At 59.6% G+C, this 15,056-nt stretch carries 18 protein-coding genes; 4 read left to right on the forward strand and 14 right to left on the reverse strand.

Annotated elements, in window-relative coordinates; translation table 11 throughout:
- Positions 1 to 152 precede the first annotated feature (152 nt).
- Complete coding sequence (locus U4960_RS09890; RefSeq protein WP_324260475.1) at positions 153 to 371, reverse strand: alpha/beta fold hydrolase; 219 nt, start codon at positions 369 to 371, stop codon at positions 153 to 155.
- A gap of 74 nt (positions 372 to 445) precedes the next feature.
- On the opposite strand from U4960_RS09890, the gene U4960_RS09895 reads away from it, so the two are divergent.
- Positions 446 to 898 carry a MarR family winged helix-turn-helix transcriptional regulator gene (locus U4960_RS09895; protein ID WP_324260476.1) on the forward strand — a complete coding sequence of 151 codons (453 nt, stop codon included), beginning with the start codon at positions 446 to 448 and terminating at the stop codon, positions 896 to 898.
- 434 nt (positions 899 to 1,332) lie between these two features.
- On the opposite strand, the gene U4960_RS09905 is transcribed toward U4960_RS09895, so the two are convergent.
- Positions 1,333 to 2,307 (reverse strand): alpha/beta fold hydrolase, encoded by a 975-nt coding sequence (locus U4960_RS09905; protein ID WP_245790108.1) that lies wholly within the window; start codon positions 2,305 to 2,307, stop codon positions 1,333 to 1,335.
- A gap of 25 nt (positions 2,308 to 2,332) precedes the next feature.
- Between U4960_RS09905 and hpaH the strand changes: the two genes are divergently transcribed.
- The 3 genes from hpaH to U4960_RS09920 are packed head-to-tail and all read left to right on the forward strand — an operon-like array spanning position 2,333 to position 5,150.
- Complete coding sequence (gene hpaH / locus U4960_RS09910) at positions 2,333 to 3,175, forward strand: 2-oxo-hept-4-ene-1,7-dioate hydratase (protein ID WP_324260477.1); 843 nt, start codon at positions 2,333 to 2,335, stop codon at positions 3,173 to 3,175.
- Between the two features lie 8 nt (positions 3,176 to 3,183).
- On the forward strand, positions 3,184 to 3,981 hold the full coding sequence (locus tag U4960_RS09915; protein ID WP_324260478.1) for an HpcH/HpaI aldolase family protein: 798 nt from the start codon (positions 3,184 to 3,186) through the stop codon (positions 3,979 to 3,981).
- Complete coding sequence (locus U4960_RS09920; RefSeq protein WP_324260479.1) at positions 3,978 to 5,150, forward strand: CaiB/BaiF CoA transferase family protein; 1,173 nt, start codon at positions 3,978 to 3,980, stop codon at positions 5,148 to 5,150. Before U4960_RS09915 ends, U4960_RS09920 begins: the two co-directional genes overlap by 4 nt.
- 143 nt (positions 5,151 to 5,293) lie before the next feature.
- On the opposite strand, the gene U4960_RS09925 is transcribed toward U4960_RS09920, so the two are convergent.
- The 12 genes from U4960_RS09925 to U4960_RS09980 are packed head-to-tail and all read right to left on the reverse strand — an operon-like array spanning position 5,294 to position 15,054.
- On the reverse strand, positions 5,294 to 5,674 hold the full coding sequence (locus U4960_RS09925) for a hypothetical protein (RefSeq protein ID WP_324260480.1): 381 nt from the start codon (positions 5,672 to 5,674) through the stop codon (positions 5,294 to 5,296).
- A gap of 58 nt (positions 5,675 to 5,732) precedes the next feature.
- Entirely contained in the window at positions 5,733 to 6,533 is an 801-nt protein-coding gene (hcaB, locus tag U4960_RS09930) for a 3-(cis-5,6-dihydroxycyclohexa-1,3-dien-1-yl)propanoate dehydrogenase (RefSeq protein WP_324260481.1), read from the reverse strand.
- A gap of 39 nt (positions 6,534 to 6,572) precedes the next feature.
- The gene (locus U4960_RS09935) at positions 6,573 to 8,072 is read right to left on the reverse strand and encodes an aldehyde dehydrogenase family protein (protein ID WP_324260482.1); all 1,500 of its coding nucleotides are present in this window, start codon (positions 8,070 to 8,072) and stop codon (positions 6,573 to 6,575) included.
- 18 nt (positions 8,073 to 8,090) lie between these two features.
- Positions 8,091 to 8,372, reverse strand: a complete 282-nt coding sequence (locus U4960_RS09940) for a 2Fe-2S iron-sulfur cluster-binding protein (RefSeq protein WP_324260483.1) — start codon at positions 8,370 to 8,372, stop codon at positions 8,091 to 8,093.
- Position 8,373: 1 nt separating this feature from the next.
- Positions 8,374 to 8,586, reverse strand: coding sequence for a 2-hydroxymuconate tautomerase (locus tag U4960_RS09945; RefSeq protein WP_324260484.1), 213 nt, complete (start codon positions 8,584 to 8,586; stop codon positions 8,374 to 8,376).
- Positions 8,587 to 9,357, reverse strand: coding sequence for a 2-keto-4-pentenoate hydratase (locus tag U4960_RS09950; protein ID WP_324260485.1), 771 nt, complete (start codon positions 9,355 to 9,357; stop codon positions 8,587 to 8,589).
- Positions 9,358 to 9,366: 9 nt separating this feature from the next.
- Positions 9,367 to 10,398: a 4-hydroxy-2-oxovalerate aldolase gene (dmpG, locus tag U4960_RS09955; protein ID WP_088443855.1), complete on the reverse strand. Its 1,032-nt coding sequence runs from the start codon at positions 10,396 to 10,398 to the stop codon at positions 9,367 to 9,369.
- Positions 10,395 to 11,333: an acetaldehyde dehydrogenase (acetylating) gene (locus tag U4960_RS09960; RefSeq protein WP_088443924.1), complete on the reverse strand. Its 939-nt coding sequence runs from the start codon at positions 11,331 to 11,333 to the stop codon at positions 10,395 to 10,397. Before U4960_RS09960 ends, dmpG begins: the two co-directional genes overlap by 4 nt.
- A gap of 22 nt (positions 11,334 to 11,355) precedes the next feature.
- The gene (locus U4960_RS09965; RefSeq protein WP_088443857.1) at positions 11,356 to 12,168 is read right to left on the reverse strand and encodes a 2-keto-4-pentenoate hydratase; all 813 of its coding nucleotides are present in this window, start codon (positions 12,166 to 12,168) and stop codon (positions 11,356 to 11,358) included.
- Between the two features lie 4 nt (positions 12,169 to 12,172).
- Positions 12,173 to 13,657 (reverse strand): 2-hydroxymuconic semialdehyde dehydrogenase, encoded by a 1,485-nt coding sequence (locus U4960_RS09970; RefSeq protein WP_324260486.1) that lies wholly within the window; start codon positions 13,655 to 13,657, stop codon positions 12,173 to 12,175.
- 39 nt (positions 13,658 to 13,696) lie between these two features.
- On the reverse strand, positions 13,697 to 14,116 hold the full coding sequence (locus tag U4960_RS09975) for a GlcG/HbpS family heme-binding protein (RefSeq protein WP_324260487.1): 420 nt from the start codon (positions 14,114 to 14,116) through the stop codon (positions 13,697 to 13,699).
- Positions 14,117 to 14,130: 14 nt separating this feature from the next.
- Positions 14,131 to 15,054: a catechol 2,3-dioxygenase gene (locus tag U4960_RS09980; protein ID WP_324260488.1), complete on the reverse strand. Its 924-nt coding sequence runs from the start codon at positions 15,052 to 15,054 to the stop codon at positions 14,131 to 14,133.
- Positions 15,055 to 15,056: the final 2 nt, after the last annotated feature.

Here is a 15,056-nt window from a genome sequence, read left to right on the forward strand (position 1 = left end):
AAATGTTGGGGTACGGATGCCGACAAGCACAGAAGTTGGCGGCGAAGCTTCTTCAGATTGAGCAAAGCATTTGCCAAGGGGAAATCCATCCGCGAACGGCGCTAACAAAGCCGAAGGGATCTTTTGGGCAATCTTGTGATTGGGTGCTATACTCATATCAATGCCCGTTCGCTGTTCCCGTGAACTCGCAGGTCCAATGCAATCGCGTGAAAGACATGACTTGCGAGAAGCATTGAAATCCTCTTCCAGGCAAGGTGGGTTTGTCCCCCGCCATGCGCGAGGATGACCGGCATTTCATCGCTTGCGCCTTCGACACTGGCGGAAATGGCAAGAGCAGATTGACCGGCCAGTTTGATCGATTCTTTCGCCATGATGGCAGCTTACTGTAATATATCTTACAGTAAAGTCTTTTCAATCCTCTGCCCGTCGCGTAAGGCACAGACCAATGCCGGACGAAATCAGCCAAGATAGCTATGTGACCGAGGCCGACGAGATCGTTTTTCTCGTCGAGGAAGTTCCGCGCAAACTGCGCAGGCTGTTTGATGCGTCCACGGCAAAATTCGGCCTGACTCGCACTCAATGGCGCGCCCTTGCCTATATATTCCGCTCACCGGGACTCACCCAGACCGAACTTGCAAGACACCTCGATCTTGAACGCGCGAGTGTGGGTCATGTGATCGATCAGCTGGAAAAGGCCCATTTTGTCGAGCGGCGCTCAATCGAAGGGAATCGCCGCGTCTGGAGCCTGCACCTGCTTCCCAAGGCTATCGAGATACTTCCATCGCTCAGGCTAGAGGCCGACGCGATATACACTCAACTGCTGGCCGGGATTTCCGCAACTGAGTATAACACAGTCAAGACCCTGCTGGGGAAAATGTCTGGCAACATTGCTGACTAAACCAGGTTGGACTCGTTATTACTTTAGAGCGAGATTGCATCGTTTATCTGAGGCAGAAGGCATCGGCAGAGTGATTTGCTTCAAACCGTGGATTCTGAGACGAAGCAGGTGAAGCGCATCGCAAGTTCGCGGGGGCTCGTTTCGGTCTCTTCCAGCGCCATTTCGACGAGCTGGCTTTGGATTTTTCCGCCATCTCGGAGACACACCCGGCTCGGCGCCAGTGCCCGTTATCCCAGCGCTTCCGGCCCGCATTCAAGATAACGGGCATGCCAGCTTTAGAACGTCCGGCAAAGCGTGCCAATCTGGTCCAGTGAAAACTGCCAAAGCACCGAGGCTGTAGTCTGATACATGCTGGTCGTTCACACGCCGGACCGGGCTAACAGATGCAGTTGACTGCGTCCGTCAGGACCCGAACCGTCAAAGCCCAAGGAGCGTCAGAAGCTACGCGCGCCGAAATGGATTTCCATCATCGGCCGCATGACGTCCCAACGCTCAAGCTGCGACCAATGGCCCGACCGATCGAGCACGTAAAGCTCGGCGTGTTTCAGATGCTCGATCAGATAGAGGCTGGTATCAAGCGGTACGATGCGATCCTGCCGGCCGTGGAAGATCAGCACCTTGTGCGGCATCTTGCACAGGATAGAAGGCGGCATGTTGAGCCCGTCCATCCCCTGTTTCATCGAATCGATCATCTTGACCGCAGTTTTCATGATCTCGGGGTCGGTGGCGATCTTGAAGCGATTGTTGACGATCTCTTCCATGCCTTCGAACTTGTCGGCGTCATAAGCGAAACTGTGCATCAACTGGCGGTAACGTGAGTGCCGCGGATCGGAATAGAACGACAGCAGGCGGATAAGCTCAGGAGTTTTGGGGCCAGGGGCACCGATCGAACCCATCAGCACCACCCGATCAAGCCGGTCAGGCTCTTCGCTCATCATCTGCAGGGTAAGCGCGCCGCCCATCGAATTGCCGACTACATGGGCCTTCTCAATCCCCAGCGCGTCGAGCACGCCAAAGCATTGTTCGACCCGAGTGCCGATCCATCCCATCACATTGTCTGGCCATGGGTCGGGGATAACCGACTGCCCGAAGCCGATCAGGTCGGGCGCGATCACGAAGAAGTTTTCTGCCAGATCCGGCATCAGGTGCAGCCAGTTGGAAGCGGCATGCGCCCCTGGCCCTGCACCGTGCAACAGAAGAATGGCGGGCTTGCTCGGGTCACCTGCAAGCAAGGTGTGGGAAGTCAGCCCACGGCCAGTAATTTTTTCTTCTCTTACGCTCGTATCGCCTGGCATCCTGCTCTCCTCTGTTAAGTGTTTGTTGCGGCCGTTTACGGGCTGTTGTGCAGCGAGGATGTAGACGAGCGTTTCCAATTGTGCAATGCATTTACCCAGAAGCGGCAGAGCCAAAATCGCAAGGGACGAGGAGCAATTTATGGACCGCAATGGAAGCCGACCCGACGCTGCAGCGACGATCCTCAGCGAGGCAGAGATCGCGGCGTTTGCGGCCGAGCTCGATCAGGCCGAACAATCGCGCCAGCAGATTCGCCAGTTCACGGCGCGCCACCCGGAAATGTCGATCGCAGATGGCTACAGCATCAGCAAGCGGTGGGTTGACCTTAAACTCGCCTCGGGCAGGAAAATCGTCGGCCACAAGATCGGCCTGACTTCGCGGGCCATGCAGCAGGCCGCCGGGATTACCGAACCTGATTACGGCACCCTGCTCGATGATATGGTGTTCGAGCAGGGGGGTGACGTGCCAATCGGCCGGTTCATCACTCCCAAGGTCGAGGTCGAGCTGGCTTTCGTCCTGGGAAAGCGCATCGAAGGCCCCGGTGCGACCATGTTCGACGTGCTACGGGCGACCGAATATGTAATCCCAGCGGTCGAGATCATCGACAGCCGCACCTTTCCCGTCGATCCTGAAACCGGCGCGCGCCGCAAGGTGCAGGACACTATCAGCGACAATGCTGCCAATGCCGGGATCATCGTCGGCGGATTGCCGATGCGGCCCGACAAGATCGACATGCGATGGGTTAGTGCCCTGCTCAGCCGCAACGGTGTGATCGAGGAATCCGGCGTTGCCGCAGGCGTGCTCAACAATCCGGCAATCGGCGTGGCATGGCTCGCCAACCGGCTCTCGCCCTGGGGCCAGACTCTAGAACCGGGCGAGATCGTGCTGGGCGGATCATTCACCCGGCCGGTTGAAGCCCATGCGGGCGATGTGTTCAACGCCGATTTCGGGCCGTTGGGCGCCATCGGTTTTCGGTTCGTTTAAGGCAGGGAATGATGCAGACACCGCAAAACTGCTTCAAGGATCGTCTTGGCGACGGTCCGCCACAACTTGGTTTCTGGCTGGCGCTCGCCAATCCGGACATCGCTGAAATTTGCTCTGGCCAGGGCTATGACTGGGTTCTTATCGATGGCGAGCACGCCGCCCAGACCCTGCCCGGGATGGCCAACCAGCTACGCGCGGTCGATACCGTTCCTACCTGCTCTGCCATCGTGCGCGTGCCCGGCCACGATCCGGTGACGATCCGCCAGATCCTCGATCTTGGTGCCCAGACAATCATGGTCCCGATGGTTGACACCGCACAACAGGCGGAGGCTATCGTCAAGGCCTCGCGCTATCCGCCGACGGGTGATCGCGGGATCGGCGGCGCGCGCGCCGCACGTTGGGGCCGCTACCCTGCTTACGTAGCTGAGGCCAACGAGCGCCTGTGCATCATCGCCCAGATCGAGACCGTCGAAGCGCTCAACAATCTGGAAGCTATCGCAGCAGTCGATGGCATTGACGCCCTGTTTGTCGGACCGGCTGACCTGGCTGCATCGCTCGGCCTGCTTGGTTCCGCCAATGCAACAGCTCTCGCTCAAGTGACCGGCGAAGCCCTAGCCCGCATTCGCGCTACCGGCACTCCCTGTGGTATCCTTTCACGCGACGAACGGCTGGTGCAGCAATATCTGGACGGCGGCGCCCGGTTCCTCGCGGTGGGGATAGACTCTTTCACCCTGGCCAAAGCAGCCGGCGATATGGCGCGAGACTGGCGCAAGCGCATTGCTTCGGCAGTGGCAGGTGCGCAATGACGGGGTGTGGCTGGGCCGCAACGCCAACAGAGGCATCCACAAAACCGCTAAGCGGCATCAGGGTTCTCGAACTCGCGCGCATTCTTGCCGGCCCGTGGTGCGGACAGTTGCTCGCCGATCTCGGTGCCGAGGTTATCAAGATCGAGCGCCCCGGCAGTGGCGACGACACTCGCCACTGGGGGCCTCCGTTTGTGATGTCGGACGCGGGCGAAAATCTGGGTGCCGCCTATTATCATTCGGCCAACCGGGGAAAGCGGTCCATCGCGGTTGATATCGCGACGCCAGCAGGTCAGGATATCATTCGTGGCCTTGCGGCAAACGCCGACATCATAATCGAGAATTACAAGGTGGGTGGGCTCGCCAAGTATGGGCTTGATCACGCGGCATTATCGCAGATCAATCCGCGCCTCATCACCTGTTCGATCACCGGCTTCGGACAAACCGGGCCCTATGCCAACCGACCGGGATACGACTATATCGCCCAGGCCATGGGCGGGCTTATGTCCATGACTGGAGAGCCGCAGCGCGAGCCTCAGAAGGCCGGTATCGCGGCCGCCGACTTGTTCACCGGGGTCTACAGCGCGGTTGCGGTCCTGGCGGCGCTTAACCGGCGGAACGAAACGCAGGTCGGCGCGCACATCGACATGGCGCTGCTCGATACCCAAGTCAGTGTCATGGGCAATCAGGCACTGAACTGGATGACCTCGGGGGTGGTGCCGCGCCGGGTCGGCAATGGGCATGCCAATCTGGTACCCTATCAGGCATTCCCCACTCGCGATGGCGATCTGATCATCGCGGTCGGCAATGACGGCCAGTTTGCCGCCCTCTGCCGCGTGCTGGATATTGCACTCGACCGGGACGAGCGCTTTATCACCAATCCTCAACGGATCCGCAATCGGGCAGACTTGATTGAAGCGCTCGAAGTGATCACGGTGCAATGGGGCCGGGAAGAGCTTTTCGAACAACTCGAACAGGCAGGAATTCCCGCAGGCCCGATCAACGAATTGGACCAGGTCTTTGCCAACCCACAGGTCATCGCACGGGGCATGGCGATTGAACGCCACGGCCGCCCCGGAGTAGCCAGCCCGATCGTCATCGATGGTGTCCGAATGGCATCGGACCGTCCCGCGCCCGGGCTTCCAGAAGAGATCGAGCCGGATTTTCAGTAGTTTCGGGTCAAGGTTGCAGTGAGGATCCAAAAGGTATCGTTGACCTTATTGGGCAGCGATCTACTGGGTAAGGGTGGGATGAAGGTTCCCTCGCTCCCCATCCCCAACCCTTCAATACCAGCGAAGGGGGAAACGAGCCCGCGTCAGTTATCGACCCGGATCATTTTGCTGACCATTTCCTGAATATCCACCTTTTCGGCATTGTCGAGCAGAACTGCCACGCGGTTCATGGTCGCAATGACCGACGTGTATTGACCATGCGCGTAATAGGCGTCGATCGGATAGACGACCGTCTTGTCAACCGGCGCGCGATGGTAGCTGAGTTGCCCGATGCCATAAATTGCGAGCCCCCCGGCTTCAGCGTGAGCCATCATCCGTTCCGCACGATCTCTTGTGAGATTACCATCGAATTCAACCAGTTGGGGAGGGGCAACAGTGCGTCCAAGATACGTTGGCTTCCATCGTGCAGCTCCGATGACTCCCGAAATGACGAGCAAGTCGGAAAATTGAAATCTCTCAGCCATGGCCTCTATCCTCCTGTCATGCGCTTGCTTCTAACGACCCTGGCTCAATGCAGAGTACTCACCCTTCCGGACGTTTGCCGATACCGATACCGCCATCGCTGAGCAGAACCGTGCCAGTCATATACGAAGAGTCCCGCCGCGAAGCCAAAAGCGTGTAGAGACCAGCATGGTCGGCCGGTTCGGCTATCCGCCCGAGCGGGGTCATGCTGGAAATCATTTCGTCAAGCCCTGGCATCTGTTCCATCTTCGTCTCTGCAAAGCCACCCGTCTGAGTGCCGCTAAGCGGGGTCCGTGTCCCTCCCGGTGCAACGCCGTTAACCCGGATGTCCGGCGTCAGTTCCCAGGCCAGTTGCTTGATCAGCCCGAGTACCGCGTGCTTGGAGGCGACGTATAGCGTGCCGCCGCCTCCGGTATAATAACTCGAGGTCGAGGCCGTGAAAATGATGCTTCCCTTAACCTTCCTGAGTTCGGGGATGGCGGCGCGGGCACCAAGGAAATAACCCTTCAGGTTGACGTCGAAGATTTCGTCGAAGACCTTGCCGAGTTGCTCGGGATCCTGCTGTTCGAGCGGGACCATAAAATCCCAGATCCCAACGTTCCCGACAAATACATCAAGCTTGCCGAAAGCCGCCACGGTTTCCGCCACGGCGCGGGCATTGTCTGCATAGGAACGCACGTCTCCCGCCACGGCCACCACGCTGTCCCCATGCCGCGAACGCACGAGTTCTACCTGCTCATCGTCCTTGACCAGGACGCCAACCTTGGCGCCCTCCTCAATATAACGCGCGACTACCGCCGCCCCGATCCCGGTGGCGCCACCGGTAAGTAGCGCCACCTGTCCATCAAGCCTGTTAGACAATTTTCTCTCCTCCGTCTCCGGTTATCGATCAGTCTGGGATTACTGATCGAACATCCCGGTGCGACCTTCTTGCAAGTTCACCACGACCGACTTGGTCTGGGTGTAGTGGTTGAGCACTTCATGGCTGAATTCACGGCCAAACCCGCTCTGCTTGTACCCGCCGAGTGGCATGTTGGCCTTCAGATTGTAGTAGCGGTTGATCCACACCGTGCCGGTTTCGAGCTTGCGTGCCATGCGGTGCGCGCGCGCAATGTCGCGGGTCCAGATGCCGCCGGCGAGGCCGTAATTGGTATCGTTCGCCACCTTCATCATGTCGTCTTCGTCCTTCCAGCTAATCACGCTGGTAACGGGGCCGAAGATCTCTTCACGCGCAATACGCATCGAGTTGTTGACGTTGGTAAAGACCGTCGGGCTGATGAAGTGCCCATCGGCAAGATTGTTGTTGCGGCTGCCGCCTGTCAGAACGTTGGCGCCTTCTTCAGTCGCCAGTTCGAGATAGCTTACGACCTTGTCCATCTGCATCTGCGACGCCTGCGCGCCGAGCTGTGTGGCGAAGTCGAGCGGGTCGCCCTGGCGAATGCCTTCGAGCGCGACCTTGAACTTGGCGAGGAACTCATCCTGGATCGACTCGTGCAGGAACAGTCGCGATCCGGCCAGGCAAACCTCGCCCTTGTTGAGCACTGTCGACATCGTGGCGCTTTCGACCGCGGCATCGATATCAGCATCAGCGCAAACGATGTGCGCGGACTTGCCACCCAGTTCGAGTGTCTGCGGGATGATATTGGCGGATGCATACTGCATAACCCGGCGGGCCGTCGCCACCGACCCGGTGAAGGCGACCTTACGGACGTCCTCATGAGTCACAAGCGCCTCACCGACGTCAGGACCGTAGCCGGTGACCACGTTGATCACGCCTGGGGGCAAAAGATCCGCCATTTCCACGAAGAATTCGATCACCGAAAGGCAGACCGTCTCGGCGGGTTTAAGCACAACTGTGTTACCCGAAGCGAGCGCGGGCGCGATCTTGCAGGCCATCATCAGCATCGGCACGTTCCACGGGATAATCTGGGCGCACACGCCCAGCGGCTCGCGGTGAACGATGCCGACAGCATCGGGGAAATCCAACGTCTGACCATGAAGGCCATACGCCGCGCCGGCAAACAGCTCGAACTGGCCGATGGCCTGGGGCATGTCGAAATGCATCGATTCGCGGATTGGCTTACCGTTGTTCAGGGTCTCAAGCGTAGCGTAATGCTGATGGCGCGCCTTGAGCCGACGCGCGACCTCGATCAAAATTTCCTGACGTTCGGCAGGCGAGCTTTCGGACCACTTGGGGAAGGCAGCCTTGGCAGCTGCCACTGCACGCTGGATATCCTTAGCATTGCCAGCCTGGATTTTGGTCAGCACCGCCCCGGTGGCAGGGTTAATCAGGTCGATCGTCTTTCCGCTATCACTGGAAATCCACTCGCCGCCGATAAAGTGACCGTATTCGCTCTTGATTCCGTACTCGTTGGTACCACTTTTCAACTGTGTAGCCATTGCTTCTCTCCTTAGAATTCATCCAACTTCGATCAAAAGGTCGCTCACCGGAAACACTCTGCAGGCTAGGACAAAGCCCGCTGCGCGCTCGGTCTCCGAAATCTTCGCCGCGCTCATCTTACCGGTCGTGTAATCTCCGCCGACCACCCTGACCCGGCAAATTCCGCACCCGCCGCCGCGGCAACCAACGCCGATATCGCTCGATCCGCATCGCTCCATGGCGAGCAAGATCCGCTCGTCCTCACCGCAGCTGAACTCTCCGCCGCCGACAATCCGGATCCTGTGCAGCCCGGTTGTCATGCTATTGCTTCCCGGCGGCCTTTGCAGCCGCTTTCGCCGCAAAGGACTGTCCGCCGATCGCGAAATGCCCGGGCGGCATTTCGCGCAAGATAATGCGAACCGATTCACGCGGTGCCCCGATCGAAGTGATGGCAGCATCGGTCAGGGCTTGGATAAGCCGTTCTTTGTCGTCCGGCGATCTCCCCTCGAGCATGTTGACCTCGATGATTGGCATTTACGCCTCCACCTGAAACATGACCGAGCCAAGCCCCTGAATCGTCGTGCGGACGGTTTGACCGGGCGCGAGATTGGGAGCGGCGGTGATGCCACCTGCCATGACGATGTCGCCTGCTGAGATTTCTTCTCCGCCTTCAGCGACAAGTCGCGCTGCGGCGACCAACGACCGCAAGGGATGGCCGAGAATAGCTGCAGTCGAACCGACCTCGATCACATGGCCGTCGATTTCGAGAATAACCCCGAGGTTCGAGAAATCCTTGGCCGGATCGTTCCATTGTCCGATCACAAGGCCAGAGGACGAGGTGTTGTCAGCAATAACATCAGACAAAGCGAACTTGAAGTTCTCGTACCGGCTATCAATGATCTCCATTGCCGGAGCAATCGCTTCGACCGCCGCCAGCGCCTCCATCGCTGTGACCTTTCCGGAAAGCGGCGCCTTCATAAGAAAGGCCACTTCCGGTTCAACCCGTGGGTGAACGAAACGTGCGCGAGACATCGACGCGCCTTCCTCGATCAGCATCGCGTCGGTCAGGCGGCCCCATGCCACCTCGTCGACTCCGACCTGCAGCATCTTGGCCCGGCTCGTCAGACCCATCTTGACTCCGATTCGGCGTTCACCGCGGCTGAGGCGACGATCGACCGACAGCTTCTGCACCAGATAGGCATCTGCCACGCTCAGGTCGGGGTCGGTATGCGTCAGTTGGGGTGTTGCGCGCGCATGAAGCGCCGCGCTGTCCAGAGTTTCCGCGTAACGTTCAATCTTGTCCATTGCCATCGCCTATGCTGCCCGCGCGGAAACGAGGTCGAGCGCAACATCGACAATCATGTCTTCCTGCCCGCCAACCATACGCCGTTTACCCAGTTCGATCAGAATTTCGCGGGTGTCGAGGCCGTATTGTTCGGCCGCCTTTTCCGCGTGACGAAGGAAGCTTGAATAGACCCCGGCATAACCCAGGCTCAGCGTCTCGCGGTCGACCCGCACCGGGCGATCCTGAAGTGGACGGACCAGATCTTCCGCTGCGTCCATTAGTGCCATCACGTCGCATCCATGGTTCCAGCCCTTTCGGTCGGCCGCAGCAACGAACACTTCGAGCGGGGCGTTGCCCGCCCCTGCCCCCATACCTGCAAGGCTGGCATCGATCCGTACTGCGCCTTCCTGAGCGGCAACGATCGAATTCGCGACACCGAGCGACAAATTGTGGTGGGCATGCATGCCGCGCTGGGTTTCTGGCTTGAGAACGCGGTCGTAAGCCCGCAGCCGATCGCGCACACCGTCCATGTCGAGCGCGCCGCCGCTGTCGGTCACATAAACACAGTGCGCGCCGTAGCTTTCCATAAGCAAGGCCTGCTGGGCCAGCGCCTCGGCGTCGATCATGTGGCTCATCATCAGAAAGCCCGATACATCCATACCAAGATCGCGGGCGATACCGATGTGCTGCTTGGCAACGTCTGCTTCGGTGCAATGGGTTGCGACTCGTACCGAGCGAACACCCAATGCGTAAGCGCGGCGAAGCTCTTCGACAGTGCCGATGCCGGGCACCAGCAGTGTGGTCAACACCGCCCGTTTGATCACGTCAGCTGCCGCCTCGATCCACTCCCAGTCAGTGTGGCAGCCAAAGCCATAATTGAAAGACGTGCCGTTAAGACCATCGCCGTGTGAGACTTCGATGGCGTCGACACCGGCATCGTCCAAGGCCTTGGCGATCGTGCGGACGCTGTCGGTGCCGTACATGTGGAGGATGGCGTGCATCCCGTCACGCAGGGTGACGTCCTGGATGTAAAGCTTGCCGGTTTCAGGGTTGAAGGTCATGCTGCCACCTTTTCTAGGTTCTGCAGTGCAAGCCGCTCGCCGGCCGCCTTGGCCGCAGCGGTCATAATGTCGAGGTTGCCGGAATATTTGGGCAGGTAGTCGCCCGCCCCCTCTACCTCGAGGAAAACACTGGTTTTGAGACCGGCGAACTCGCCATAACCAGGGATTTCGAGGGGCCGGTTCGAGCCGAACCGTTCGAACTGCACTTCCTGCTTGAGGCGATAGCCGGGGACGTATGACTGGACGGTCTGCACCATGTCCTGCACCGACTGGCGGATAAGATCCTCGTCAACCTGATCGGTCAACGTGAAGATCGTATCGCGCATGATCATCGGCGGTTCAGCCGGATTGAGGATGATAATCGCGCGTCCGCGGCCCGCACCGCCGACGACCTCGATCGCCTTTGCTGTGGTCCGGGTAAATTCGTCGATATTGGCGCGGGTGCCCGGCCCTGCCGAACGCGATGATACCGATGCGACAATTTCTGCGTAATGGACAGGACTCACGCGCGATACGGCGGCAACGATCGGGATGGTAGCCTGGCCTCCGCAGGTGACCATGTTCACGTTGCGGACGCTGCTGTCGAGCACATTTCCTACCGGGGGCACGAAAAACGGCCCTAAAGCAGCAGGCGTCAGGTCAACGACCAGCTTGCCGTCCTGCTGTAGCGCGGCATCATGCACTTTGTGGGCGTAAGCCGAGGTTGCATCGAAGACGATTCCGATCTCCGGATAAACCGGCAGCTTGCGCAGCCCGTCCATCCCTTCATGGGTGGTCGTCACACCGCGCTCGCGGGCCATCGCCAGCCCTTCCGATGCTGGGTCGATGCCGACCACCGCAGCGAGTTCGAGCACATCCGAACCCTTGAGCATCTTGATCATCAGGTCAGTACCAATATTGCCTGAGCCGATGATCGCACATTTCATCTTGGGCATACGCTTGCCTTTCATCAAATCTTCAGTTGCCGTCCGCGGCGAATTCTGCGCGAACTGTTCCAACTCCGTTGATTCTCGCCTCGACGACATCGCCGCGTTTTACCCCGGCCATCGGGCCGAGCGCACCGGACAGGATCACATCGCCTTCGAGTAGCGGCCGGCCGACCCGCGCCATGACCCGCGCCAGCCACAACGATGCGGTGATCGGGCTGCCCAAGCAGGCGATACCAGCGCCGACCGAAATGGGTTCGCCCTTGATCTCCATCACCATTCCGCATTCACGCAGATCGAGCCCATCGAGCTTGCGCGGAACCGCGCCCAGCACGAACAGCCCGCTCGAGGCGTTATCGGCCACGGTGTCCCAGATGCGGATGTCCCAGTTGGCCACCCGGCTGTCGACGATCTCGATCGCCGGCACGACATATTCAACCGCGCGGATCATTTCTGCGGTCGTCAGATCGGGATGCGGCAGGTCGCGACCGATGACAATCGCGATCTCGGCTTCGACCTTGGGCTGAATCACCTGATCAAGCGAAACCGGTATGCCTTCAGGCACGTCCATGTCGGCAAACAGCATGCCGTAATCGGGCTGGTCGACGCCAAGCTGCCGCTGGACCGCAAGCGAAGTGAGGCCGATCTTGCGGCCTACCAGTCTTCGTCCGCTGTCGACATAGTGCCGGGTATTGACCTCCTGCACGGCATAGGCAGCATCAACCCCGCCCGCCGAAATGAGATCGCGAACTGGCGCCACGGGTGTTCCGCTTGTCGCAGCTCCACGCAGCATTTCGGCGGCTTGTTGAATGACCCGAGGGTCTATCGTGGTTTCCATGGTCATAATCTCAGAGCTTCACGCAAATGTTTGCGGTTTCGGTGTAGAATTCGAGGCTGTGGACACCGCCCTCCCGGCCGATCCCGGAATGGCCAGACCCGCCAAACGCCGTGCGCAGATCGCGCAGGAACCAGCAATTGACCCAGCACACACCGACCTGCATCGCCGCTGCCACCCGGTGCGCGCGCGAAAGGTTTTCGGTCCACACGGTCGCGCACAATCCGTAGTCGGTGTCATTGGCCAGCGCGATAACCTCGTCTTCGGAGTCGAACGGGATTACCCCGCAGCACGGACCGAAGATTTCCTCGCGCATCACCGTGGCGTCGTGCGCAAGTCCGGTCCACAGCGTCGGCTCCACGTAGAAGCCGCGCGCCTGATCGCCATCGACTTTCGGAACGCCGCCGCCGGTGACAACCGTCGCCCCTTCTTCGACCGCTTTCGCGTAATAGCCGAGCACCTTATCGCGGTGCTCTGCGCTGCTCAGTGGCCCAAGGTAGGCCGGATCCTCTATGGCACCGGGCTTGAATGCCTGCGCCGCCAGCGTCATCCGCCGGACGAACTCATCAAACAGCGGCCGCTCAACATAGACCCTCTCTGTGCCGAGACAGACCTGCCCGGTGTTGAGGAAGACCGAGCGTGACAGGCCCTCTATCGCCTTGTCGAGATCAGCGTCGGCGAAGACGATCGCCGCGTTCTTGCCGCCGAGCTCGAAAGAAACGTCGCGGACCCCGACTGCAGCCTTTTGCATGATCGCCTGCCCGGTTCCGGTCTCGCCGGTAAAAGTGATCGCATCGACATCCTTGTTGGAGGTCAGAAACTCGCCTGCCGAGTCGCCGCCGAAACCATGGACGACGTTGTAGACGCCTTCGGGCATCCCGACCGCGTTCATGACTTCGCCCAGAAGCGCTGCTGTTCGGGGGGTTTCCTCCGAAGGCTTGACTACCACTGTGTTTCCGCAGGCTAGCGCCGGTCCGACCTTCCAGGTCATTAGCAGCAACGGGAAGTTCCACGGGCAGATCACCGCGATCACGCCCTTGGGCTTGCGCACGGCATAATTGATCGCCTGCCCACCATCGGGCGTCGGTGTGGTGAAGGATTCACCTGGCATCGTCGCGATAACGTCGGCGAACATGCGGAAATTCGCCGCGCCGCGAGGAATGTCGATGTGCGAAGCCACCTGACGGGGCTTGCCGGTATCGGCCACCTCGGCATCGAGAAAATCATCCGCACGGCGCTCGATTTCGGTGGCCACCGCGACGATCAACTTGACCCTCTCGGCAGTCGTCATCTTTCCCCACGGTCCGTTGAGCGCCGCCCTCGCCGCCGCCACTGCATCGGCGACATCGGCTTCGCTTGCCTCATGAACCGTGCCGATCGTTTGTCCGGTTGCAGGATTGACGTTGTCAAAGGTCTTTCCCTGGCTGCCCTTGCGAAAGGAGCCCCCAATGAAATTGAGTATGGTGTCGGTTACAGGTCGAGGCGGATTGGTAGTCATTTGATTTCTATCGTTCCAATGTATTGAGGCACCGGCCGCTCACTGCTGCTCTGCGCCGATCGCAGAGAGGCCGGCATTGGCGCAGGAAATATCGAGTTCTTCAGATCCGCCAGATACGCCGATTGCGCCGACGAATTCGCCATCGATAACGATCGGCAGCCCCCCGCCAAACATCACGATGCCCGGTCGCGCGGTAATTCCGGTGCACAGCGCCGGATTGCCCGAAACCATCTGGTACACGTCAGGCGTCGCAACCCGAAAGCTGGCGGCGGTATTGGCCTTGTCCTGGGCAATTTGTGACGAGGGAAAGGGTGTGCCGCTCGCACGCAGCAAAGCCACCAGTTCGCCCCCTCCCCCGATGACGGCGGCAACGACCGGGCAACCGGCTTCCTCGCCCTTGGCGACGGCGGCCGAAACCGCTTGTGCGGCCAAGCCGTGTCCGATTGTCCGGATTGTCACCAAACCGTCCATGATCAGGTGTTCACCGTCATGAAACGGTCGGTCAGCGCTTTCTCGTAATAGAAAATCGCCTTGCCCGCGTTTTCTGCCTGCCACATGCGGCGCGGGTTGTCGGGGTAGTAGAAATAGCCGCCGCTGAACGTCTCGTTGCGGTTGCCTGACGGATCGAAGAAATAGATCGTCTGGCCGCGAGTGATCCCGTGGCGCGTCGGGCCGATGTCGAGCGAGATATCGTAGCGACTGATAATGTCAGCCGCGTGCCCAACATCGTGCCAGGATTCGAGGTTGAACGAAGTGTGGTGGATCCGGCCATCTTCCGGATAGCCCAGAAAGGCGACATCATGGGCCTTGTTGCTGCATGAAAGGAAAATACCGAGACGTGCCCCCGTACTTTCGTCGACCAGTTCCTCGGTGACTGAGAAGTCGAGAACTTCCACGAAGATCTTGGCGCTCGCCGAGATGTCCACGCCGTTGAGCGCGCAGTGATCAAAGCGGATTGCCCGCATGCCACGCGGTTCGGCTATCCAGACATCAGGATTGCGGACCGCCGGCCCGGTTTCGGACAGCTCCATTTCTGCGTATAGGTCAAACACATGCGAGGTCGGCGTGTTGAAGCGGATTTTGCGTCCGACACCCGGATCTTCGCCAGCGGGAATGACATCGACGTGCACTCCCGCGTCGAGCAGGCGTTCGGCAAAATGATCAAGATCGGAGTCTTTCGCGACCTTGAACGCCATCCGGTCAAGCCCAGCGGTATCGGCTTCGCGCAGGATAATGCTGTGGCGGTCGAATTCGTCGAACGCCTGGAAGAAGGCACGCCCATCCTCGACGCTGACGAGATTGAGACCAATTCGGTCACGATAATGAACAATAGCCTCGTCGAGATCGAGGACCCGCAGTTGCACATATCCAGGGCGAATTACACCGGTCAAAGCCATTT

It is taken from the genome of Altererythrobacter sp. H2, from assembly GCF_035319885.1.
Lineage (GTDB): Bacteria > Pseudomonadota > Alphaproteobacteria > Sphingomonadales > Sphingomonadaceae > 34-65-8.